Source organism: Micromonospora sp. NPDC048894, from assembly GCF_040649765.1.
Lineage (GTDB): Bacteria > Actinomycetota > Actinomycetes > Mycobacteriales > Micromonosporaceae > Micromonospora > Micromonospora antibiotica.
The window spans coordinates 107,962-129,288 of record NZ_JBEZFY010000003.1 but is presented as its reverse complement, the minus strand read 5'-3'; the positions used below and the strand labels follow the sequence as shown (position 1 = coordinate 129,288).

Here is a 21,327-nt window from a genome sequence, read left to right as displayed (position 1 = left end):
TGTTCGCGAGAAATCAACGAATGACTTGGTGAATCTGATTCGGCTCCGCCGCGATCAGGCGGTACGGGGTGCCGTGGTGCCATGGCCGGACCACTCGCCGGCAAAGTGGCACCGACGCTTTCCCGCACATGGGCCTGTCCACCGGCACCGCGGTTTCGTACGTTTCTCCTGTCGATACGAGGGCCCGGACGAGTCCTTCTCGGATCTCCGGACGCCACCGACGTGTCAATGCGCCACGCGGGATTTCCGCCGGCTTTCCAGAAAGGGAGAACCAGATGCAGGGACTGATCCAGGTCGCCGGGGTCATCGACCAGGAGGAGGCCGACCTGATCTGTGCGGAGGGCGCCGACTGGCTGGGGTTCGCCCTGCGGTTGCCGGCGAAGAACGAGGACCTGTCCGAGGCCGACGCGGCCGCCATCGTCGCGGCGATCCAGCCCCGGCACCGGGGCGTCCTGATCACCTACCTCACCGAGGCCGAGGAGATCAGGCAGTTCTGCGCCGAACTCGGCGTCACCGCCGTGCAGCTGCACGGCGACGTGGACCCCGCCCAGTTGGAGAAGCTGCGCCGGATCGACCCCGACCTCTACGTGCTCAAGAGCCTCGTGGTCAAGTCCGACAACCTCGACGAGCTGGTCAAGATCGTCGATGAGAGCGCCGAGTGGGTCGACATGTACATCACCGACAGCTTCAACCCCGCCACCGGGGCCAAGGGCGCGACCGGTCTGGTCCACGACTGGTCGGTCAGCGCCGAGCTGGTCCGCGTCGCGCCCCGGCCGCTGATGCTCGCCGGTGGCCTGAACCCCGACAACGTGGCGGCGGCCATCGCGGCGGTACGCCCCGCCGCCGTCGACGCGCACACCGGGCTGGAGGGCCCCGACCGCCGCAAGGACCGCGCCAAGGTGCGCCAGTTCGTCACCGCCGCCCGCCAGGCGTTCGCCGACCTCGCCGGACAGGACTGAGAGCCATGACCGACACCGCCACCCACCCCACCGTGGCCGGACCCGCCGTGGCCGGACCCGCCGTGGCCGGACCCGCCGTGACCAGCCGGCTGCACCTGTTGCCGCAGACCAACCGGCTGCGCTCGCTGCACACCGTCATCCGGGACCGCGACGCCTCCCGGGCCGACTTCGTGCAGACCTCCGCCCAGATCTTCCGGCAGCTCCTCGACACCGCCCTCGACCTGCTCCCGGTCGTCCCCCAGCAGGTGCGCACCCCGGTCGGGCAGACCTACCACGGGCTGCGTCCGGCCGCACCGGTCTGCGGGGTGTCCATCGCCCGCGCCGGCGAGAGCATGGAGGGCGAACTGCGGGCCATGCTGCCGCAGACCCGGATCGGCAAGATCCTCATCCAGCGGGACAAGACGACGAAACTGCCGCACTTCCACTACGCGGCCCTGCCCCCGGACATCGCCATGTCCCAGGTGCTGCTGCTGGACCCGATGCTCGCCACCGGCGGCACCGCGCTGGCCGCCCTCGCGCTGCTGCGTGAGTACGGGGTCTTCGAGGAGGACGTCGTCTTCGTCACCCTGCTCTCCTCGCCGGAGGGCATCAGCGCCGTGCACGCCCAGCACCCCCGGGTCCGGATCGTCACCTCCGCCATCGAGGAGCGCCTCAACGCCGACGCCTACATGGTGCCCGGCATCGGCGACTTCGGTGACCGCTACTTCGGCACGGACCAGCCCCGATGAGGCGCGGCGGAATCGGCGACGTCGGGATCACCGCGCTGGCTCCCGCGATCTGGGGCAGCACGTACCTCGTCACCACCGAGTTGCTGCCCCCGGGCCGGCCCTACCTGGCCGCCCTGGCCCGTGCCCTGCCCGCCGGGCTCGCCCTGATGGCGCTCGGGCGGGTGGTGCCGCGCGGCGCGTGGATCTGGCGGGCGCTGGTGCTCGGCACCCTCAACATCGGTCTGTTCTTCGTGCTGCTCTTCATCGCGGCCTACCGGCTGCCCGGTGGCGTCGCGGCCCTGATCATGTCGTTCCAGCCGATGCTGGTGCTGATCCTCGCGGCGCTGCTGCTGCGCGACCGCATCCGGCCGCTGCACGTCGTGGCGTGCCTGCTCGGGGCGACCGGGGTCGCGCTGCTCGTGCTGCGCCCGACCGCCGCGCTCGACCCGCTCGGCGTGATCGCGGCCCTGGCCGGCGCGGCCAGCATGGCCAGCGGGATCGTGCTGACCAAACGCTGGGCGCGACCGCCCGGGGTGGGGGTGTTGCAGTTCACCGGTTGGCAGCTGACCGCCGGCGGGCTGGTCCTGCTCCCCACCACCCTGCTGCTGGAGGGACTGCCGGACCACCTCACCGGTCCCAACCTGGCCGGCCTCGCCTACCTGGGGATCGTCGGATCGCTGTTCGGTTACGCGGTCTGGTTCCGCGGGCTGGAACGGCTGCCCGCCCTGGCCGCCTCCTTCCTCAGCCTGGTCAGCCCGATCGTCGCCAGCCTGCTGGGCTTCGCCTTCCTCGACCAACGACTCAGCGTCACCCAGCTCGTCGGAGCCCTGGTCATCGTCGCCGCAGTCGCCCTCGCCCAGCGCAGGTCGTCCCCGCCGGCTCCGCCACCCGACCCGGTGCCGGTGGCGTCACGGGCGCTGACCAGCCGGTGAGGCGTCACCCACCACAGGGGGAAGCATGCTTACCACGCCCGCCACCACCGAAGCCCACCAGTCGACCACCGACACCCTTGAACCGGCCACCGGCACCCACGACCCGGCCGACGTGACCCTGCCGGACCTGCTCGACGAGCAGGTCCGGGCGGACCCCGACGCGATCGCCGTCCGGCACGGACCGGAGGGGATCACCCGACGGGAACTGGCCCGCCGGGCCCGCACCCTCGCAGCCCAGCTCCGCGAGCGGGGCACCGGCCCCGACGACCGGATCGGACTCTTCGCCGAGCCGTCCGCCGCACTCGTCGTCGGGGCCTGGGGAATCCTGTACGCGTCGGCCGCCTACCTGCCCCTGGCCCCCGACTATCCCGACGAACGCCTGCGCTACATGGCCACCGACGCCGGGTTGCGCGTCGTCGTCGCCCAGGACGACCTCGTCGAACGGCTGTCGGACCTGGTCCCGCCCGGCACCGCCATCGTGCCGCTGAGCGTGTGGCACGACACGGCCCCACCCGACGTGCCCCGCCGGGGGCCACGGCCCGGCCATCTCGCCTACGTCATCTACACCTCCGGCAGCACAGGTCGTCCCAAGGGCGTGATGATCGAGCACCGCAGCATCGTCAGCCAACTGCGGTGGCTGCGGGACACCTACCGCCTCGACGAGGCCGTCATCCTCCAGAAGACCCCGATGAGCTTCGACGCGGCGCAGTGGGAGATCCTCGCCCCGGCCTGCGGCGGCACCGTCGTCGCCGGCACCCCGGGCCTGCACCGCGACCCCGAAGCCATCATCGAGACCATCCGACGGCACGGCGTCACCGCCCTGCAGTGCGTACCGACCCTGCTGCGGGCGCTGGTCGACACCGAACGCCTCGGCACCTGCACCAGCCTGCGGCAGATCTTCACCGGTGGTGAGGCGCTGTCCACCACGCTCGCCGCCGACGTGCTCGCGGCGCACCCCGCCACCCTGGTCAACCTCTACGGCCCCACCGAGTGCACGATCAACTCGTCGGCGTTCACCGTCGACCCGGCGACCCTCGACCCCACGCAGCAGTCCGTGTCGATCGGGCGGCCCGTCACCGGCCTGCGCTACGTCATCGTCGACACCGACGACGCCCCGGTCACCGGGGAGGCCGTCGGGGAACTGCTCATCGGCGGCGTCCAGCTCGCCCGGGGCTACCTGCACCGGCCAGCGTTGACCGCGCAACGGTTCGTGCCCGACCCGGTCACCGGCGAACGGCTCTACCGCACCGGTGACCTGGCCGCCTGGCAGGCCGACGGCACCGTGCGGTTCGTCGGTCGGGTCGACAACCAGGTGAAGCTGCGCGGGTTCCGGGTCGAACTCGACGAGGTGCGCCTCGCCGTGGAGGCCCACCAGTGGGTCCGGCACGCGGGGGTACTGGTCCGCGACGACCCGCGTACCGGCCACCCGCACCTGCTCGCCGTCGTCGAACTCAACCCGCGCGAGGCGGCGCTGATGGACCAGGGCCGGCAGGGGGCCCACCACCGGTCGAAGGAGAGCCGGCTGCAGGTCCGGGCCCAGTTGTCGCACGGCGGGGTGCGTACCCCGCAGGAGTTGGCCGGGCGACCGGTGCTCGCACTGCCCGGGGCCGAACCCACCGAGGAGCAGGTACGGCGGGTGTTCGCCCGCAAGACGTACCGGTTCTACGAGGGCCCGCCGGTCACCCGCGCCGACCTGCTGGCACTGCTGCGCCCGGCCGAGCCCGGCCCGGTGCCGCCGCGCCCGCTCGCACAGCTCGACCTGGCCACCTTCGGGGAGATCATCCGCTACCTCGGGCAGTTCGTCAGCGACGAGCGGCTGCTGCCCAAGTACGGCTACGCCTCACCGGGGGCGCTCAACGCCACCCAGGTCTACCTGGAGATCCACCAACTGTGGGGGCTACCGTCCGGCTACTACTACCACCATCCGCTCACCCACGAACTGGTCCGGATCAGCCCGGCCGCGTCCCGGCCCGAACCGACCGTCCGGCTGCACCTCGTCGGCCGGCGACGGGCCATCGAACCGGTCTACCAGAACAACATCCGCGAGGTGTTGGAGATCGAGACCGGCCACCTGGTCGGCCTGCTGGAGCAGGTCCTGCCCGGGTACGGGCTGACCGTCACGGCCGCCGACCACACCCCGCAGACGATCCGGCACCTCGACTGCGCCGACGAGGACCTCTACCTCGGCAGCTTCGCGCTGACGCCGTACGCCCCGCCGCCGCCCGACGAGATCGACGTGTACGTCCAGGTCCACCCGGACCGGGGCGGGGACCTGGCCCCGGGGCAGTACCTGCACCGTGACGGCGACCTGGTCCGCATCGACGACGCCCTGGTGCTGCGCCAGCACGTCATCGCGATCAACCAGCAGGTGTACGACCGGGCCGCGATCGGCATCAGCATGATCAGCACCACGTCGACCCGGTGGCGGCGCTACGTCGACCTGGGCCGCGCCCTGCAACGGCTGTCCATGAACGACCTCGGCTTCGGCTTCATGTCCTCCGGCTACAGCTCCGACACCGGTCACGACCTGCCCTCGGCGCACCGCATCCGGGGCATCCTGCGCCGGCACGGGCTACCCGACGGTCCGTCGTACTTCGCCGTGGGTGGGCGGGTCAGTGCCGCCCAGGTGGCCGGCCGGGGCATGAAGGAGGACGTCGTACACATGAAGGGTCCGGCGGAGCTGATCCGCGACGACCTGGCCGGTCGGCTACCGGACTACATGCTGCCCAACAAGGTGGTGATCGTCGACCGGATGCCGCTGACCGCCAACGGCAAGACCGACCTCACGGCACTCGCCGCCCGGGTCGCCGACGACCCCGGCCCGCAACGGCCGTTCGTGGCGCCCCGCACCGACCTGGAACGCCGCATCGCCCGCCTGTGGGCCGAGGCGGTCCGCCAGGACGACGTCTCCGTCCACGACGACTTCTTCGCCTGCGGTGGCAACTCGCTGATCGCCGTCGCCCTGATCAACCGACTCAACCGGGTGTTCGGCGCGACGCTGCCCATGCAGGTCATCTTCGACAGCCCGACGGTGGCCCAGCTGGCCCGGCGCGTCGCCCAACGCGACCAGGTCAGCAGGTCCCGGCTGGTGCCGTTGGCGCCGGCCCGGGAGGGTCGCTCCGTCTACTGCTGGCCGGGCCTCGGCGGCTACCCGATGAACCTGCGGCTGCTCGCCGGCACGGTCGGCCGGCCCTTCCACGGCGTGCAGGCCCACGGCGTGAACCCGGGCGAGGAGCCCTACCGGACGATCGCCCGGATGGCGGCCGAGGACGTGCGGGCGATCCGGGAACGGCAACCCCGTGGCCCCTACACGCTGTGGGGTTACTCGTTCGGCACCCGGGTCGCGGTGGAGGCGGCGTACCAGTTGGAGCAGGCCGGCGAGCAGGTCGACCAACTCGTCCTGATCGCCCCCGGATCACCCCGGGTGGGGGTGCCGCAGGACCCGGCCACGGTCGGCACGGCGAGCTTCGCCAACCCGACGTACCTGGCCGTGCTGTGTTCCGTGTTCGCGGGGACGGTCAGCGGGCCGGTGATCGAGGAGTGCCTGGCCACCGTCGTGGACGAGGAGAGCTTCACCGGGTTCGTCCAACGGCACTTCCCCGCCCTGGACCTGCCGCTGGTCCGCCGGATCACCGGGGTCGTCGCCCGCACGTACGGGCTGCGCCACACCGAGGCCGAACTCGCCAGGCGGCCGGTGCGGGCCCCGGTGACGGTGCTGCGTACCCGGGGCGACCAGGAGTCCTTCCTCGACACCGCCGTCGCCCGCCGCAACCTCTCCCCCGTCGTCGTCGACCTGGCCGCCGACCACTACGGGGTGCTGCGCGAACCGGGGGTCCACCAGGTGGTGGCGGCGCTGCCCGCCCGGTCCCGGCGTCGCCCGGTCCGACCGCACGTGAGCATCAGCCACCTGCCGATCGCCCTGACCGACGAACAGCACAACCGGCTGGTGACCGCCGTCACCCGCGCCATGACCAGAGCCTTCGGTTGCGACGAGGACGCGGTGTCCGTCGCACTGGAGGCGGTCCTGGAGGAGTGAGCCGGTCCCCGGCCCACACCGCCCCGCCCCCGACCCACCGACGGGCCGGCCCCGCCGACGAACCGCAACCGACCTGCCCGAAACCGGTCCCGAGCTGCCCGACACCGAACCCGACCGGCCCGGACCGGACCGACCGAGGAGCCCGCATGACACGCAACGTCCACTCCACCGTCGAGGTGCGGCTGAGTGAGGAGGTCGCCGACGCCCTGGCCGAGGGGCGGGCGGTGGTGACGCTGGAATCCAACGTGATCACCCACGGCCTGCGTTACCCGGACAACGCCGCCACCGCGCACCGGGTCGAAGATGCCGTCCGGGAGGGCGGCGCGGTGCCGGCGACGGTCGCGGTCGACGACGGGGTGATCCGGGTCGGCATGACCGCAGCGGACATCGAACGGTTCGCCTCCACACCGGGCATCCCCAAGGTGAGCGCCCGGGACCTGCCGGTGGCGCTCGCCCGGGGCGGCATGGGCGCGCTGACCGTGGCGAGTTCACTGATCGCGGCGGACCTCGCCGGCATCGCGTTCTTCGCGTCCGCCGGCATCGGCGGGGTCCACCGGGGCGCGGAGACCAGCATGGACATCTCCTCGGACCTCGTCCAGTTCACCCGTTCCCGGGTCGCCGTGGTGTGCGCCGGGGCCAAGAAGATCCTCGACCTCGGACTGACCATGGAATACCTGGAGACCCACTCGGTGCCGGTGGTCTCCTACCGCTCCGACGACTTTCCGGCCTTCTACTGCGTCTCCAGCGGCATCCCCAGCCCCTGCCGCCTCGACGACGACACGGTCGTCGCCCGCGCGGTGGAGAACCACTGGGCGCTGGGCAACCACAGCTCCTTCCTGATCACCACCCCGGTCGACGCCGAGGAGGCGGTGGACGACGCCGAGGTCGACCGGGCCATCGTCGAGGCGATGTCGGCCGCCCGACGCGACGGGGTACGCGGCAACGCCATCACGAAGTACCTCATGCGTGCTGTCGACGCGGCCACCCAGGGCCGCTCGTCCCGGGCCAACATGGCGGTGCTGATCAGCACGGCCCGGACCGGCGGCCACCTCGCCGCCGCCCACGCCCGCTACCTGGCCGAGGTGGGGAACCCGGCTGCCGCCGGTGCCGCCCCGCCGGCCCGGGTGCCGGCCGGCGCCGGGACGGCGCACGCCCTGCCCGGTGCGCGGACGTGACGGGGGTGGTGACGGTGTTGCGTTGGCTGACTGCAGGTGAATCGCATGGTCCGGCTCTGGTGGCGTTGTTGGAGGGGGTTCCCGCCGGGGTGGTGGTGACTTCTGGTGACATCGTGGGTGAGTTGGCGCGTCGTCGGTTGGGTTATGGCCGGGGTGCGCGGATGGCGTTCGAGCAGGATGAGGTCGAGGTCGTCGGTGGTCTGCGGCACGGCGTCACGCTGGGCAGTCCGGTCGCGATCCGGGTGGGGAACTCGGAGTGGCCGAAGTGGCGGACGGTGATGGCCGCTGACCCGGTGGATGCGGGCGAGTTGGCGAGTCAGGCCCGGAACGCTCCGCTGACGCGTCCCCGGCCCGGCCACGCCGACCTGGCCGGCATGCAGAAGTACGGTCACACGGATGCGCGGCCGATTCTGGAGCGGGCCAGCGCCCGGGAGACGGCTGCGCGGGTGGCCGTGGGCACCGTGGCGAAGGCCCTGGTGAAGCAGGCTCTTGGTATCGAGATCGTGTCGCACGTGGTGGAGTTGGGTTCGGTGGCCGCGAAGCCCGGTTTGCGGCCGGTGCCGGAGGATGCTGAGCGGATCGACGCGGACCCGTTGCGGTGTCTCGATCCGGACGCGAGTGTCCGGATGGTCGCTGAGGTGGATGCTGCGAAGAAGGCTGCTGACACGCTCGGTGGGGTGGTGGAGGTGTTGGCGTACGGGGTGCCGCCGGGTCTGGGTAGTCATGTGCAGTGGGATCGGAAGCTTGATGCCCGGTTGGCGACGGCGTTGATGTCGATCCAGGCGATCAAGGGCGTCGAGATCGGGGACGGGTGGCAACAGGCCCGGTCTCGAGGCTCGGAGGCGCACGACGAGATCATGCCCACCGCGACCGGGGTGCGTCGGGTCACCGACCGGGCGGGTGGTCTGGAGGGTGGGATCACCACGGGTGAGCCGGTGCGGGTGCGGGCGGCGATGAAGCCGATCTCGTCGTTGAACCGGGCGTTGGCCACGGTGGATGTGACCACGGGTGAGCCGGCGACGGCGATCAACCAACGGTCGGATGTGTGTGCGGTTCCTGCTGCGGCGGTGGTCGCGGAGGCGATGGTGGCGTTGGTCCTCGCCGAGGCCGCCATGGAGAAGTTCGGCGGTGACTCGGTGGCCGAGATCCGCCGCAACCTTGCCGGCTACCTCGACGCGCTGATCATCCGGTGAGCGCCGGCTGCCAAGAAGGGCTGGCTTCGGTGAGGGCGAGGAGTGCAGCGCAGCGCAGCCCCGCAGTCGCAAACGGAGGGCTCCACCGGTGAACCCGGGCCGGGGCGCTGCGGTGACGTCCGCCGCGTGCCCCGGCATTGCCGCCTCCCGGCGCTACCGGCAAACTCCTCCCTGATCCGACTGAACTTTCGACTTGCTCGGTGCGTTGAGAGGTCGAAGCCACAGCCTGTCGAGGAGCGCACCGGTGCCACTGACCTTCACGCCCCACCGCGAGCGGCTGGAACGATTCGTCGGTGGGGTGCGGCAGCGGTTGTCACCGCTGCCCGACGGCGTACGGCGACGGCTGTCGCGCCTGCCCGGCCCGCCGATCGTCGCGCGGATCGTCGCCGGTCTGGTGGCCCTCGCGCTCGCTGTGCTGGCCGGTTTCGCCGCCACCACCGGGTTCGGCACGGCCACCGCCGACACCGTGGAGGGCAAGCCGGTCCCCGCCGACCAGGCGCCGCTGATCGCCCAGGCCGCGCTCTCGTGTCCGACGCTCACCGCGCCCCGCCTGGCCGGGCAGCTCATGGCCGCCTCGGGTTTCGTGGCAGACGCGCGCACCGACAACGGTGGTTCCGGGGTGGCCGGGTTGACCGACGAGCTGTGGCAGCGGTGGCTGCCCTGGCCCGACGCGCCCCGCCTGGACGTCGCGGCGAACATCGTCGCGCTGGCCCACCACATGTGCGACCTCGTCGGGCAGGTCGCCCGGGGCGACGTCGACGGCGACACGTGGGAGCTGGCACTCGCGGCGCACCACTCCGGGATGCCCGCGGTCCAGGCCGACCGGGGTATCCCCGAGGCGGCGGCCGGGTACGTGCGGACCGTCGTCGGCTACGCCGAGTGGTACTCCCGGCAGCCCGACTTCGACCGGGACGCGACGGGCGGGCCACCGACACCTGTCCCACCCGCACCGACCGCCGGCAGCGCACCGCGCCCCATCCCCGACGAGTACCTGTCGGCGGTCCTCGCCGCCGGCCGCGCCTGCCCGGCGGTGACCCCAGCCAAGATCGCCGGACAGCTCATGGCGGCGTCGGGGTTCAACCCGAACCTGCTCGGTGCGAACGGCGCGCAGGGCATCGCCCAGTTCCTCCCCACGGTCTGGAGCCGCTACGCGACGGCGGGTCAGTCGCCGTGGGAAGCCGCCACGGCGATCGCCACGCTCGGCCGGACCATGTGTGCCCTCACCACCGACCTGGGGGGACTGACCGCCGACCCGTACCCGCTCGCGTTGGCCGCCTTCCAGTGGGGTCCGGGGGTGCAGGCCGGTGGCGCCCCGGACCTGAGCATGGTGGACGAGAACGCCAGCCGGGTCCTGGCCTATGCCGCCTTCTACGCCCAGGATCCCCGGCTCGGCGGCCGTCCGTCGACGCGACCCCCACTGCCGGCCGGCACCCGGGGCCCGGTGCTGGCCCTGCCGCCCACGCCCGCCGGTGCGGGCCCCGGTCCCGGCGCAGGCACCGGCACGACCAGGCCCGGTGCCAACCCGACCAAGCCCGCCCCGGCGGCCACCGCCCCGTCCACGCAGGCAGCGGCCCGTCCGACCACCCCGGCGCCAGCGCCGGCGGCGTCCACCGGCTACCGCATCCGCGGGTACGGCAGCACCTGTGTGTACGCCCCCTCCACCGTCGACGGCCAGCAGTTGGTGATCTGGGACTGCAACAGCTCGGCCCGGCAGAAGTGGACCTTCGGCGGTGACGGCACGATCCGGATGGGTTCGCTCTGCATGGATCTGGCGAACGCCTCCAGCGCCGACGGCACCCGCATCCAGTTGGCGACGTGCAACGGCGGCTGGGCCCAGAAGTTCTGGATCAACGGCTCCGGCGACATGGTCAACTCGGCGATCGGCAGGTGCGTCGACGTCCGGGACTGGTCCACCGCCAACGGCACCGGCCTGCAGCTGTGGACGTGCAACGGCGAGGCCAACCAGAAGTGGACGAAGGTGAAGGCCTAGCCGGCGAGGACCGACGGGACGGCCCGACCGACGGGACAGCCGGAAGCACGGGGCAGCCGGACCAGTTGGGGCGGCGGGACGGGGCTGGTCAGCGGGGGCCGGTGGGGCGGCCGATCCGGGCCGACACGACCGCCGTCCCGTCGGCCTGCGCGACCGCGAAGAACGCCAGGGTGTCGACGGCGACCGCGATCTCACCGGTGACCTCCTGCGGCCCGGTCGTCGCCGTCCACTGTGCCACCTGGTAGGTCCGGGTGTCGGCGGCGACCGCGTAGAGCCGGTACTCGACCCCCGCCGTCAGGCCGACCACGGTGGCCCGCACGTCGGCGACCGGCCCGGGTCGGTCGGTACGGGCCGAGACGGTCACGGAGAGCCGTGCCGAGGCACCCACTCCCTCCACCGTCACTCCCGCGTTGACCGGGTTGACGGTGGACCGCCCGGCGACGGGTGCACCGCTCTGCTGCCGCTGCCCGAGCGTCACCCCCAGGGACACCGCCGCGACCATGGCGAGCGTGCCGGCGACGAGCCACCGCCGTCGCCCCCGCCGGACCCGGTCAGGCTCACGGCCGGCCGGACCACGGCCGGCCGCGTCCCGGGTGCGCGGTCGATCGGTCGGGGCCGGCCGCGACGGCGCGGGAGCCGGACGTGACGGCTCGGGCCGGGCGGGCGCGACATCGGCACCGGTGGCCGTGGCCGCGCCGTCCGCCCCGACGGCCACCGGACCGGTGGACACCGTCGCGGGGTCGGAACCGGACCCCCCGCGCGGAGCCGGGGTAGGGGTGGACCCAGGGTGCCCGGTCGGGGGCGGGGCGGGGGCGGAACCGGGCCGCTCGGCCGGGACCGGGGTGGGAGCGGGCGGGCCGCCCGCCGCCAGGGTGGGACCGGACGGGCCGGCCGGCGTCGGGGTGGGAGCAGGCGGGTCGGACGGCGTCGAGGTGGGAGCGGGCGGGCCGGCCGGCGTCGCAGCGGTGTCGGCGGTGAGCAGGCCGGAGACCTCACCGGTGGTCAGCCCGGAGAAGGCACCCACCAGCGGGCCCAGCCGGTCACACTCGTCCAGGCAGATCACGCAGGTGCCGAGGTGGCGTTCGAACTCCCACTCGTCCTGCGGGTCGAGGTCCCCCCACAGGTAGGGAGCGCACTGCTCCAGTGGGGCGTGGGCCACCGGACCGGGGGCGTCGCTGTCGCTTCGGAGGTCGGTCATGGCCTGTCAGCTCTGCTCGGGGAGGCAGCGCCTCGCGGCCCGCCGCAGCAATCGTATGTCATCACGGACGTGGTGGACGTCTCACGCACCGTCAACCTCCCCGATCACGGCGCGTAGCGCGCGCAGGGCGTAGTGTGCCCGGGATTTGACCGTCCCCTCGGCGATGCCGAACGCCGCCGCGATCTCGGCGGTGGACAGTCCCCGGAAATAGACGGCCTCCACCACCCGGCGGTGCTCGGTGCTGATCTTGGGTAGGGCGTCCCGGATGGTCTGCGCGGTCACCACCCGTTCGGCCACGTCGGCGGTCGCCGGCATCCGGTTGAGGTCCAACGTGCCGACCTCGGTCGGGCGGGCCTGCCGGGCCCGCGCCACGTCGATGGCGACCCGGCGGGCCACGGTGAACAGCCACCGCCGTTGGGTCTCCAGGTCGTCGGCGAGACTGTCGATGCTGCGCCAGGCCCGCATCATCGTCTCCTGGAGCAGGTCCTCGGCGAGTTGCCGCTCGCCGACGGCCAGCCTGAGCAGGAACCGGAACAGCGGCTCGGCATGCGCGGCGTGCAGCGCCTGTAGCCGCTCGTCGGGCGTCAGGTCGGTGGCGGGTGGTGGGACCCCGACTGCGGTCGCCGCGTCCGCGTCGGCCGCCACCCCGATGCCGGCCCCGCCCGGCGCGTCCGCGTCCGGCACGCGAGAAAGACCTGCCAACCGGTGCCTCCCCAGCACGCTCACCGTCGGCGTGACCGGCTGCGCAAGCGCTCTCGCACCTCCGGTCCCACGTCGATCCAGGAGAGCATACGGGTCGCCCCCGGGCATGCCGTCGCTGATGTCACCCGGTCTGCGGCGACGCCGCCGGGCCCGGCCCGGACGGCCCACCTGCCGGGCGGTCAGCACGCCCACCACCCGGTCCGGCTAGGCATGTGCCACCACCGGCGTGACGTCCCCCGCCAGCAGGGTCCGCAGATCCGCGACGGTCGGCCCGGTCAGGCCGCGCAACCGACCGGCCTGCCGGGTCACCGCCTCGTCGAGGACCTGGCGGGCGTACCGGCCGTTGCCGAGGGCCCGGCCGGGCGGGGCCTGCTCGAAGTGCTGACGCAGGGCGGCCAGCGTCTCTCCCGGACAGTCGTACCCGCCGGAACGGGCCAGCCCCTCGAAGATGGCCACCAGCTCGTCGGCGGTGTACGGAGCGAAGTGGACCCGGCGGGAGAACCGGGAGGCCAGGCCGGCGTTCGCGGCGAGGAACTGCTCGATCTCCGCTTCGTAACCGGCGACGATCACCACCACCTCGTCGCGATGGTCCTCCATCAGCTTGACCAGGGTGTCGATCGCCTCCCGACCGAAGTCGTTACGGGCGTCGGGCGGTGCCAGCGTGTACGCCTCGTCGATGAACAGCACGCCACCGCGGGCCCGTTCGAACGCCTCCCGGGTGCGCTGCGCGGTGTGCCCGACGTACTCACCGACCAGGTCGGCACGGGCCACCTCGACCAGCTGGCCGCCGCGCAGCACCCCCAGCGCGGTCAACAGTTGCCCGTAGAGGCGGGCCACCGTGGTCTTGCCGGTGCCGGGCGGCCCCGAGAAGACCAGGTGCCGGGAGACCGAGGGTGCCGGCAGGCCGGCCCGCACCCGGGTCCGGGCGGCGGCCAGCAGGTCGGTCAGGTCGGCAACCTCCTGTTTCACCGCGTCCAGCCCGATCATGGCGTGCAGCCGGGCCAGCAGCGTGTCCACCGCGCCGGCCGGCGGTTCGTCGTCCGCCGGGCCCGCCGTCTCGTCGAGGTCCTGCGGCAGCAACTGGGCCAGCTCCACTCCCGAGGCGGCACCGCTGTCGGACAGCCGGAACGCCTGCCGGCTGACCATCTCCTCGAAGGTCTGCCGGGCCACCCGGGCGTTGCCGAACGACCCGGTACGCGGCATCGACTCGAACCACGACTCCAGGGCGATCCGGGTGTCGTACTCCAGGGCGTAGTGGTGGCTGCTGCACAGCCGTTCGACGATCTGCACCAGCTCCGGGGAGGTGTAGCTCTCGAACTCGACGGTCTTGGAGAACCGGGAGGCCAGCCCCGGATTCGCCGCCAGGAACGTGCGCATCTGCGCCGAGTAGCCGGCGACGATCACCACCACCTCGTCACGGTGGTCCTCCATCAGCTTGACCAGGGTGTCGATCGCCTCCCGACCGAAGTCGTGCCCCGATCCGCCACCGTCGACCGGGGCCAGGGTGTACGCCTCGTCGATGAACAGCACACCGCCGATCGCCTCGGTGAACCGTTCGGTGGTCTTCACCGCCGTACCGCCGATGTGTTCGGCGACCAGGTCGGCGCGGGCCACCTCGACCAGTTGCCCGCCGGGCAACACGCCGAGGGCGGCCAGGATGCGGCCGTAGAGCCGGGCCACGGTGGTCTTCCCGGTGCCCGGCGCACCCGCGAAGATCATGTGCCGGGACATGGGTGGGGCGGGCAGCCCGGCGGCGGCCCGCCGCCGGCTGATCCGGTGCAGCCCGACCAGCGTCGCCACCTCCCGCTTCACCCCGGCCAGACCGACCAGCGCGTCCAGTTCGGCCAGCAACGGCGCGGCCGGGTCGTCGGCGGGCGAGCCGGCGGGTGGTGTCGCCGACACCACCGGGGCGGGGTCGGCGACCCGCACCGGGCCGGTCGGGTCGGGGCGTGCCGCGGGTGGCGACGACGGGGACACCGGCGTCGCCCCGGTCCCGTCCGCTGCCGGGCCCGGCGGCGGCTGCCCACCGTCGGTACCGACGAGTTCGACCGCGGCGGCGTCGACCGTGGTACGCAGCCGACCACCCCCGTTGCCCCGTAGCTCGGTCTCGACCAGCCGCACCGGCCGGCGCGTCTGCACCAGCACCCCCGGGCCGGTGTTGCCGAACACCTCGCACCCGGTCACCTCGCCCTGCGACTCCCCGGCCAGCCACACACCCGGCCCGTCGCTACCCCGCACCCGGCTGCGCCGCAGCTGCACCGTCGCCCCGCGCTGGGCGGTCAGCCCGGCACCCCGGCTGCCGAGCACGTCCACGCCGGTGGCCCGCAGCCGCCCGGCCGACACGACGAGACCGGTGCCGCAGTCGCGCAGGGTCATGCCCTCCACGGTCAGCTCCCCGTCGGTCACCGACACACCGGCCGACCCGGCGTCGGTCACCGCTCCCCCTCGCGCCCGCAGCCGGGCCGACTCGGCGACCCGCAGCCCCTCCTGCGTCGGCGCGGTGACGGTCAGGTCGTCGACCTCGGGCCGGGAGGTGCCCCGGGCCAGCAGCCCGGACCGGGCCCGGACGACCGTCACCTCCCGGGCGCTGCCGGTCGCCGCGTCGGCGAAGAGCAGGCCGACCCCGTCGGTGGCGCTCAGCGTGCCGCCCTCGATCCGGGGCGCCGCCGTACCGCTGACCACCACCGCCGCCCCGGTCTCCACCTCGACCCGTAACCCCAGGTAGCTGCCGGTGGCGGCGGCCTGGACACTCAGCCCGTGCCCGCTGCCGGCCCCGACGACGCAGTCGCGCAACGTCGGGTCGGCCGTCCCGTCGACCAGCACCGCCGGGCCGGTCGCCGTGCGGATCTCGCAGCCGGTCAGCTCGGGGCTGCCCCCGGTCACCAGCACCGGGGTGCCACCGGTGTCCACGATCCGGGTGTCGACCAGCCGGATCGCGCCGTCCTCGACCACCACGCCGGGGCCGTCGACGGCGGAGATCACACACTGCTCCACCAGCCCCCGGCCGCCGCCGGTGCACAACAGCCCGCTGCCGCGTACGTCGGTGATCGTGCAGCCGCGCAGCACCGGGTCGCCGCCGGTGACGGCCACCGCCACGGTGCCGATCCCGGCGACCGTGGTGCGGACGACCTCACCGGTGCCGGCGCGTTCGAACAGCAGACCCGCCCCGGCGGGGTTGCCCACCCGGCAGTCCCGCATGGTCAGCTCCCCCCGGGGCACGTGCACCGCCACGACACCACCGGCCCGTACGCCACACCGGGTGAGGTCCAACCGACCGCCGCCGACCTGAACGGCCGGCATGTGCCCGCCGCCACCGAGCAGCTCGATCCCGTGCAGCGTCACCTCTCCCGCGCCGACGTGCAACGCCACCCCGTCGCCCCCGTCGATGGTGACCGTGCCCGGCCCCTCCTCGGCGATCAGCGTGACGTCGCCGCCGAGCTGGAGCTGTTCCCGGTACACCCCCGGCTGCACGACGACGGTGGCGCCGAACGGGGCGACGGCCAACGCGCCGGCGATCGTCGGCGGGCACCCCGGTTCCGTCTGGGAGACCGCCATCACGGTGCTGTTCACCCCTCACCACCCTCTCGTCTGGTTGATCCCCCGCCCACCGCACCCCGCGCGCCGCCGCCCGGCCGACGGTCGGCGGGTTTCGTCGTACCGGCCCGCCCCGCCACCGGCATCACCCCGACGGCGGGACGAACAGCCGCCCCGCCCCGTCGACGCCGACCCCCACCGGCAACGGCGGGGTGCCGCCGCCCGGCACGTCCCCCACCCCGGCGACCGCCCGCAACCGCTGCAGCGTCTGCTCGCCGCCCGGGGTAGGCCGGCCGGCCGGCAACTCCCGCAGGAACACCTGCCGCAGCTCGCGGTCACCCACCGGCTCGTCCGCCAACACCTGGAAACAGGTCCCGGCGGGGAAGACCGCCGTACCGTCGGTCCGGGGTCCGGTGTGGACGCCGGCGGATGTGGTGCGGGCCCCGGTGCCGGCCGTGCCGAGACCACCCAGCCGGCGGGCGCCGACGGACCAGATCACGAACTGCACCCCGGCGTCCGGCACCGGCGCGGGCGTCGGGTCGACGTCGAGGAAGGCCGGCTCCACCAGCAGTGTGCCGGGCGGGTAGCCGCCCGGCGGTGCGACGGCCGCGGCGCGGAAGACCGGACCGAAGACCACCGGCAGGCGACGCAGCCCGTACCCCACCCAGCGGGCCAGCACCGCCGCATCGTCGGCCGGCACGGCATCGCCCCGCAGGACCGCGTTCACCGTCTGCCGTTCCCCGACGCAGTAGGCGCGGACGGCGACCAGGCCCGCCGGCAGGTCCGGCGCGCTCACCGCAGCCACCCGCAGGCCGGGTTCCTCCGCCAGGGTCCGGGTCACCACCTGCGTGTACGAGTCGTAGCGGCCGGCGAGGATCCGCCGCAGCGCCGTCCGGTCCCCGGCGGTGGGCGCACTCCCGTCCAGCCGGAACGTCACCGGGACCCGCGTCGGGCCCTGCGGGGCCGGTCGCGGTCCGGGGACGGCGGCCGGCGGCACGCCGGGGCCGCCGGGTGCCGGTTCCGGTCGGCCGGGCGCCGCGTCGGGGGTCCCGACCGGGGTGTCCGGACGACCGGGGGTCAGGGCCGATCTGTCGTGGGCTGCGGCGGGTGGCACGGTCGGGTCGGGGGGCGGGTCGGGGCGGGGGCCTTCCGGGCCGGGCGGGGGCGGGTCCGTCGGCTCCGGGGCCGGCGGACGACCGTCCCCGGTCACCTCCGGCGACCCGACCCGGATCAGGTCCAGCCGGGGAGCGGCGAGGTGCCGCCACCGGTCCGCACCGTCCGCCGGCACGGCTGCCGGGTCGACGGCCGATGCGGACACGCCGACCAGGAGCACGCCCGGGGTGTCGCGGGCCGTACCGGAACCGTCCGACGGCGCGGCGACCGGCCCGACCGGGCGGGCGGTGGTCACGACGGGCCCGGCACGGGTCATGGCGGGCGCGGCACCGGTCATGGCCTGCGCGTCGTCAGGTGGTTCGGAGGTGGCGGGCGCGACGGGTGGCGTGGGGGACGCGGCGGGCAGGTCCGCCGGGGCGGGGAGCACCGGGCCGAGGTCGGTCACCGTGCGGGCGGTGCCCGCCGCCGGCCGGGGACGCCACCGGCGGAACGTGCCCGTGGTGGTCAGCAGCCCCGTGGCGGTGACCTCGACCCGGGCGTCACCGGCGACGACCGGAGCGCCGAGGGCGTCGGCGAGAGCCCCGAACAGCATCCCGGCCGTGGCTGGGTACGGTGCGTCACCGCAGAGCACCACGGGTCGCCCGGCACTCCGCAGGGCGGCCAGGTGACCGGCGAGCACCCCGGGTGGCACCGGCCGCCCGTCCACCTGGAAGCCGCCCGCGCCGAGCGCCACCTCGACCAGGTAGACGTCGAGCGGCACCGGAGCCTGCCGGCCCGGGCCCGCGACGTCGTCCCGCCCCACCGGCGTGCCGGCGGTCGGCGGGCCGACGGGGTCGGGCAGGAAGGACCAGCCACCGGGGACCGGTCGTCCCGGCGGGCGGCCCCGGTCACCGGCCGGCTGCCCGCCGGGAGCACCCGGACCGCCATCACCCGTCGGTTCCGGCCGTCCCGCGTCCTCAACGGACCGGGCGGGCCCGACGGACCGGGCGGGCAGGGTGGGTTCAGCGGACAGCGCGGGCACGGCAGGCAGGGCGGGTTCGGCGACACCGGGGCGGCGCGGCGCGGCGGGCGGCGGCGGCCAGGCGGCGGGCAGCCACGTGTAGCCGTCCCCGACCGGGGCGACCAGCCAGCCCTCGGGGCCGCCGACCGGCCGGGACGGCCCGGCAGGCGGCGGGCACCAGGCGGCGGGCGGGTGCTCCGGTCGGGCGGTGCCGCCGTCGGCGACGATCCACCGGCGGGCCGCCGGCACCCCCCGGGTGGACACGGCCGGGGCGTCCAGCGGAACCGCCCCGTCGATCCCGAGATCCGTGGCGAGCCCGGCCGCCAGGTCCGGCACCGCCACCGGGTCGGCGTAACCGCCGAGCGGGGCCAGCCGGAACCCGGCGGCCGACCCGCCGAGCTGGCGGGGCAGCAGGTCGGCCAGGAGCCCGAACAGGTCCGGTCGGGCCGACACGGCCGCCGAGCAGAGCACCACGGTACGGTCCGGGTCGGTCGGCAGCCGGGCGGCCACCCCGGCCAGGGCGGCGTACGGCTCCGCGGCGGCGTGGACGAGGAGCACGGCACCGACGACGGCGGCGTGTACGGGTTCGGGCGGGTCGGTCATCGTCGGTCAGCCCGCCGTCCGTCGGACCACGCCGGTGGCCTCGACCAGCGCCGCCCGGGACCGGTGCACCGCCACCGCGTCCACGTCGGGGGGCGCGTAGCCGGCCGCCCGGATCGCCGCCAGCAGGCCCTCGTCCGGGGCGATCCGGTACCGGGTGAGGTAGTGCGCGGTGGCGGCGGACCAGATCCACCGGCCGTCGCCGAGCAGGTCCACCGGCACCGTGCGGCCCGGGGTGACCACGTCGGGCACCCCGGCCGGGCCGGTCAGCAGGGGGAACCCGGCGGCGAGGTAGCCGGCGACCCGGTTCGCCTCCGCGGTCGACAGTCGGGCCCGGTCGGAGCCGAACGTCGGGTTCCCGGTCGCGTCGAGGGTGTCGAAGGTCGCCGCGACGCGTACCCGCTCGGCCGGTCGGGCGGCCCAGAGCAGGACGGCCTCCGCGAGCGCCCGCCGGTGGTACGCCGGCAGCCCGGCGAGGTGCCCGAAGACCTCGACCAGCGGTTCGGTCTCGCCCACCGCCGCCAGGGCGGCCTGGAGCCGCGCGGTGAGCGCGACCGCCCCGGTACGGGCCTGGACCAGATAGACCCGGGTGGCCGACGGGTACGGCGTGGCCGACGCCGGGCGTCGCCAGACCCGCCACAGCCCGGCGGGCTGTGCCGCCCCGCCACCGAGGGCGTCGACGGCGGCCCGGTCGACCTCGTCCACGCCGTCGGACGCGACGTCCCCGACGGGCGGGTGCACAGCGGAGCTGGCCGACCCGGGCGGGCCGGCGGCGGGACCGTTGCCGGGCTGGCCCGGGTCGGCGGGTGGGTCGGGTGTCCAGAGGTAGGGCGGGGTGCGGTCGTCCCCGGCGCGGGGCAGGTCGGCGAGCAGGTCGTCGGGCGCACCGGCGGCGACGAGCACCCCGCTGAGCAGCAGCACGTCGGGGTCGGTCAGCCGGATCTGCCGGGCGACGGCGGCGAAGGCCACCATCCGGGCCACCTCGGTCACCGCACCGTCGGCCAGCCGGGCGCGGGCGGTGCCGAGCAGCGCGGCGGGGGCCTGCCCGGCGATCCGCAGCAGGAGCCGGTGCATCGCCGACGGCACGCTCATGCCTCCACAACGGGGGGCCCGCCGTGATGGTTCACCCCGGTCCGGTCGGGGTCGCACATCGCCGCGAAGAGGTACGACAGCGAACGGTGCACCGCCACCGCGTCGAGGGTCGGGGCGGTGTAGTCGGCGGCCCGGATCGCCGCGAGCAGGTCCGGTTCGGGGGCGAACCCGTACTGGTCGGCGTAGTAGGTGACCGCCTCCGACCACAGCCACCGCCCGTCGCCCCGGACACCCGTGGGCACCGGGTCGACGGCCGACGCCGGATCGAAGCCGTCGGCCGACCGGTGCGGGCTGGTCAGCAGCGGCACCCCCGCGCCGAGGTAGGCGACGACCCGTTCCGCCTCGTCGTCGCTGAGGGTGCCGGGTGGGTCGGCGGGGTCCGGTGGGGTGGCCGTCCGCAGCGGCCCGGCGGGGCGGTCGGCCCAGAGCAGCGCCGAGTAGGCCAACGCCCGCCGCTGGTACTCCGGCAGCTCCACCGGCTCACCGAACGCCTCCACCAGCGGATGCTGTTCCCCGGCGGCCTCCAGGGTGGACCCGATCCGGGCGGCGAGGGCGACCGGTTGCGCGCCCTGCACGAGGTAGAGCCGCTTCGGCACCGGATACGGCGTGTCCACGGCCGGGTACCGCCAGGCCCGCCAGAGCCCCACCGGCCCAGGCGAGGCAGCCACCGTGGCGATGGCGACCCGGTCGAGGTCGTCGGGCCCGCCCGGGCCGTCCCCACCCACGGTCAGGTCCATGCTGTACGGCACCCGCCCACCGACCCCGGCCAGCACCTGCGGGCCCACCGGGGCCATCCCGTACGCCACCGGCGGGGCTTCACCGGTGGACAACCCGGCGAGCACGTCGCCGTCCGCACCGGCGTCGGCCAGGAGCCCGGCGAGCAGTACGTGCTCGGGCGCGGTGAGCCCGACGCCCCCGGTCAGGCAGGTGAACACCACCGCCTGGGCCACCTCGGCCAGCTGATCCGCCGCGAGCCACTGCCGGGCCGCGCTGACCACCTCGTCCGGGGCCTGCCCGGCGAGGCGCAGCAGCAGCCGGTGCACGGCGGTACGCCGATCGGTGGTCGGCCCGGTCGTCGTGGTCATGCCCCCACAAC

13 protein-coding genes are annotated in these 21,327 nt (G+C 74.5%); 7 read left to right on the top strand and 6 right to left on the bottom strand.

Features of this window, described 5'->3' with window-relative positions:
- Positions 1-275: 275 nt before the first annotated feature.
- From AB0C22_RS07695 to AB0C22_RS07665, 7 genes are all read left to right on the top strand, one after another.
- Entirely contained in the window at positions 276-959 is a 684-nt protein-coding gene (locus AB0C22_RS07695) for a phosphoribosylanthranilate isomerase (RefSeq protein WP_208570956.1), read from the top strand.
- Positions 960-964: 5 nt separating this feature from the next.
- A complete protein-coding gene (gene upp / locus AB0C22_RS07690) occupies positions 965-1,687 on the top strand; it encodes a uracil phosphoribosyltransferase (protein WP_219463152.1) in 723 nt (240 codons plus the stop codon).
- Complete coding sequence (locus AB0C22_RS07685; protein ID WP_219463154.1) at positions 1,684-2,598, top strand: EamA family transporter; 915 nt, start codon at positions 1,684-1,686, stop codon at positions 2,596-2,598. The genes upp and AB0C22_RS07685 overlap by 4 nt, the downstream gene beginning before the upstream one ends.
- 25 nt (positions 2,599-2,623) lie before the next feature.
- Positions 2,624-6,634 carry an amino acid adenylation domain-containing protein gene (locus tag AB0C22_RS07680; RefSeq protein WP_219463156.1) on the top strand — a complete coding sequence of 1,337 codons (4,011 nt, stop codon included), beginning with the start codon at positions 2,624-2,626 and terminating at the stop codon, positions 6,632-6,634.
- A 146-nt stretch (positions 6,635-6,780) separates the two neighbouring features.
- On the top strand, positions 6,781-7,809 hold the full coding sequence (locus AB0C22_RS07675; RefSeq protein WP_219463157.1) for a pseudouridine-5'-phosphate glycosidase: 1,029 nt from the start codon (positions 6,781-6,783) through the stop codon (positions 7,807-7,809).
- Positions 7,810-7,823: 14 nt separating this feature from the next.
- A complete protein-coding gene (gene aroC, locus AB0C22_RS07670) occupies positions 7,824-9,002 on the top strand; it encodes a chorismate synthase (protein ID WP_357534129.1) in 1,179 nt (392 codons plus the stop codon).
- 244 nt (positions 9,003-9,246) lie between these two features.
- Complete coding sequence (locus AB0C22_RS07665) at positions 9,247-10,992, top strand: ricin-type beta-trefoil lectin domain protein (RefSeq protein ID WP_357534127.1); 1,746 nt, start codon at positions 9,247-9,249, stop codon at positions 10,990-10,992.
- Positions 10,993-11,080: 88 nt separating this feature from the next.
- Here the strand turns inward: AB0C22_RS07665 and AB0C22_RS07660 are convergent, their stop codons facing one another.
- The 6 genes from AB0C22_RS07660 to AB0C22_RS07635 form a co-directional block, all read right to left on the bottom strand.
- The gene (locus AB0C22_RS07660; RefSeq protein WP_357534125.1) at positions 11,081-12,190 is read right to left on the bottom strand and encodes a hypothetical protein; all 1,110 of its coding nucleotides are present in this window, start codon (positions 12,188-12,190) and stop codon (positions 11,081-11,083) included.
- Positions 12,191-12,271: 81 nt separating this feature from the next.
- Positions 12,272-12,874, bottom strand: a complete 603-nt coding sequence (locus tag AB0C22_RS07655) for a sigma-70 family RNA polymerase sigma factor (protein WP_308290814.1) — start codon at positions 12,872-12,874, stop codon at positions 12,272-12,274.
- A 222-nt stretch (positions 12,875-13,096) separates the two neighbouring features.
- The gene (locus tag AB0C22_RS07650) at positions 13,097-16,462 is read right to left on the bottom strand and encodes an AAA family ATPase (protein ID WP_357534123.1); all 3,366 of its coding nucleotides are present in this window, start codon (positions 16,460-16,462) and stop codon (positions 13,097-13,099) included.
- A gap of 109 nt (positions 16,463-16,571) precedes the next feature.
- Positions 16,572-19,142, bottom strand: a complete 2,571-nt coding sequence (locus AB0C22_RS07645; RefSeq protein ID WP_357534121.1) for a hypothetical protein — start codon at positions 19,140-19,142, stop codon at positions 16,572-16,574.
- A gap of 6 nt (positions 19,143-19,148) precedes the next feature.
- A complete protein-coding gene (locus AB0C22_RS07640) occupies positions 19,149-20,231 on the bottom strand; it encodes a hypothetical protein (protein ID WP_219463166.1) in 1,083 nt (360 codons plus the stop codon).
- Positions 20,228-21,316 carry a hypothetical protein gene (locus AB0C22_RS07635; protein WP_357534118.1) on the bottom strand — a complete coding sequence of 363 codons (1,089 nt, stop codon included), beginning with the start codon at positions 21,314-21,316 and terminating at the stop codon, positions 20,228-20,230. Before AB0C22_RS07635 ends, AB0C22_RS07640 begins: the two co-directional genes overlap by 4 nt.
- Positions 21,317-21,327: the final 11 nt, after the last annotated feature.

Bases quoted from the DNA above. Each gene is read 5' to 3' on its own strand.
- AB0C22_RS07695 (WP_208570956.1), top strand. From the start codon at position 276: ATGCAGGGACTGATCCAGGTCGCCGGGGTCATCGACCAGGAGGAGGCC.
- upp (WP_219463152.1), top strand. From the start codon at position 965: ATGACCGACACCGCCACCCACCCCACCGTGGCCGGACCCGCCGTGGCC.
- AB0C22_RS07685 (WP_219463154.1), top strand. From the start codon at position 1,684: ATGAGGCGCGGCGGAATCGGCGACGTCGGGATCACCGCGCTGGCTCCC.
- AB0C22_RS07680 (WP_219463156.1), top strand. From the start codon at position 2,624: ATGCTTACCACGCCCGCCACCACCGAAGCCCACCAGTCGACCACCGAC.
- AB0C22_RS07675 (WP_219463157.1), top strand. From the start codon at position 6,781: ATGACACGCAACGTCCACTCCACCGTCGAGGTGCGGCTGAGTGAGGAG.
- AB0C22_RS07660 (WP_357534125.1), bottom strand. From the start codon at position 12,190: ATGACCGACCTCCGAAGCGACAGCGACGCCCCCGGTCCGGTGGCCCAC.
- AB0C22_RS07645 (WP_357534121.1), bottom strand. From the start codon at position 19,142: ATGACCGACCCGCCCGAACCCGTACACGCCGCCGTCGTCGGTGCCGTG.
- AB0C22_RS07640 (WP_219463166.1), bottom strand. From the start codon at position 20,231: ATGAGCGTGCCGTCGGCGATGCACCGGCTCCTGCTGCGGATCGCCGGG.
- AB0C22_RS07635 (WP_357534118.1), bottom strand. From the start codon at position 21,316: ATGACCACGACGACCGGGCCGACCACCGATCGGCGTACCGCCGTGCAC.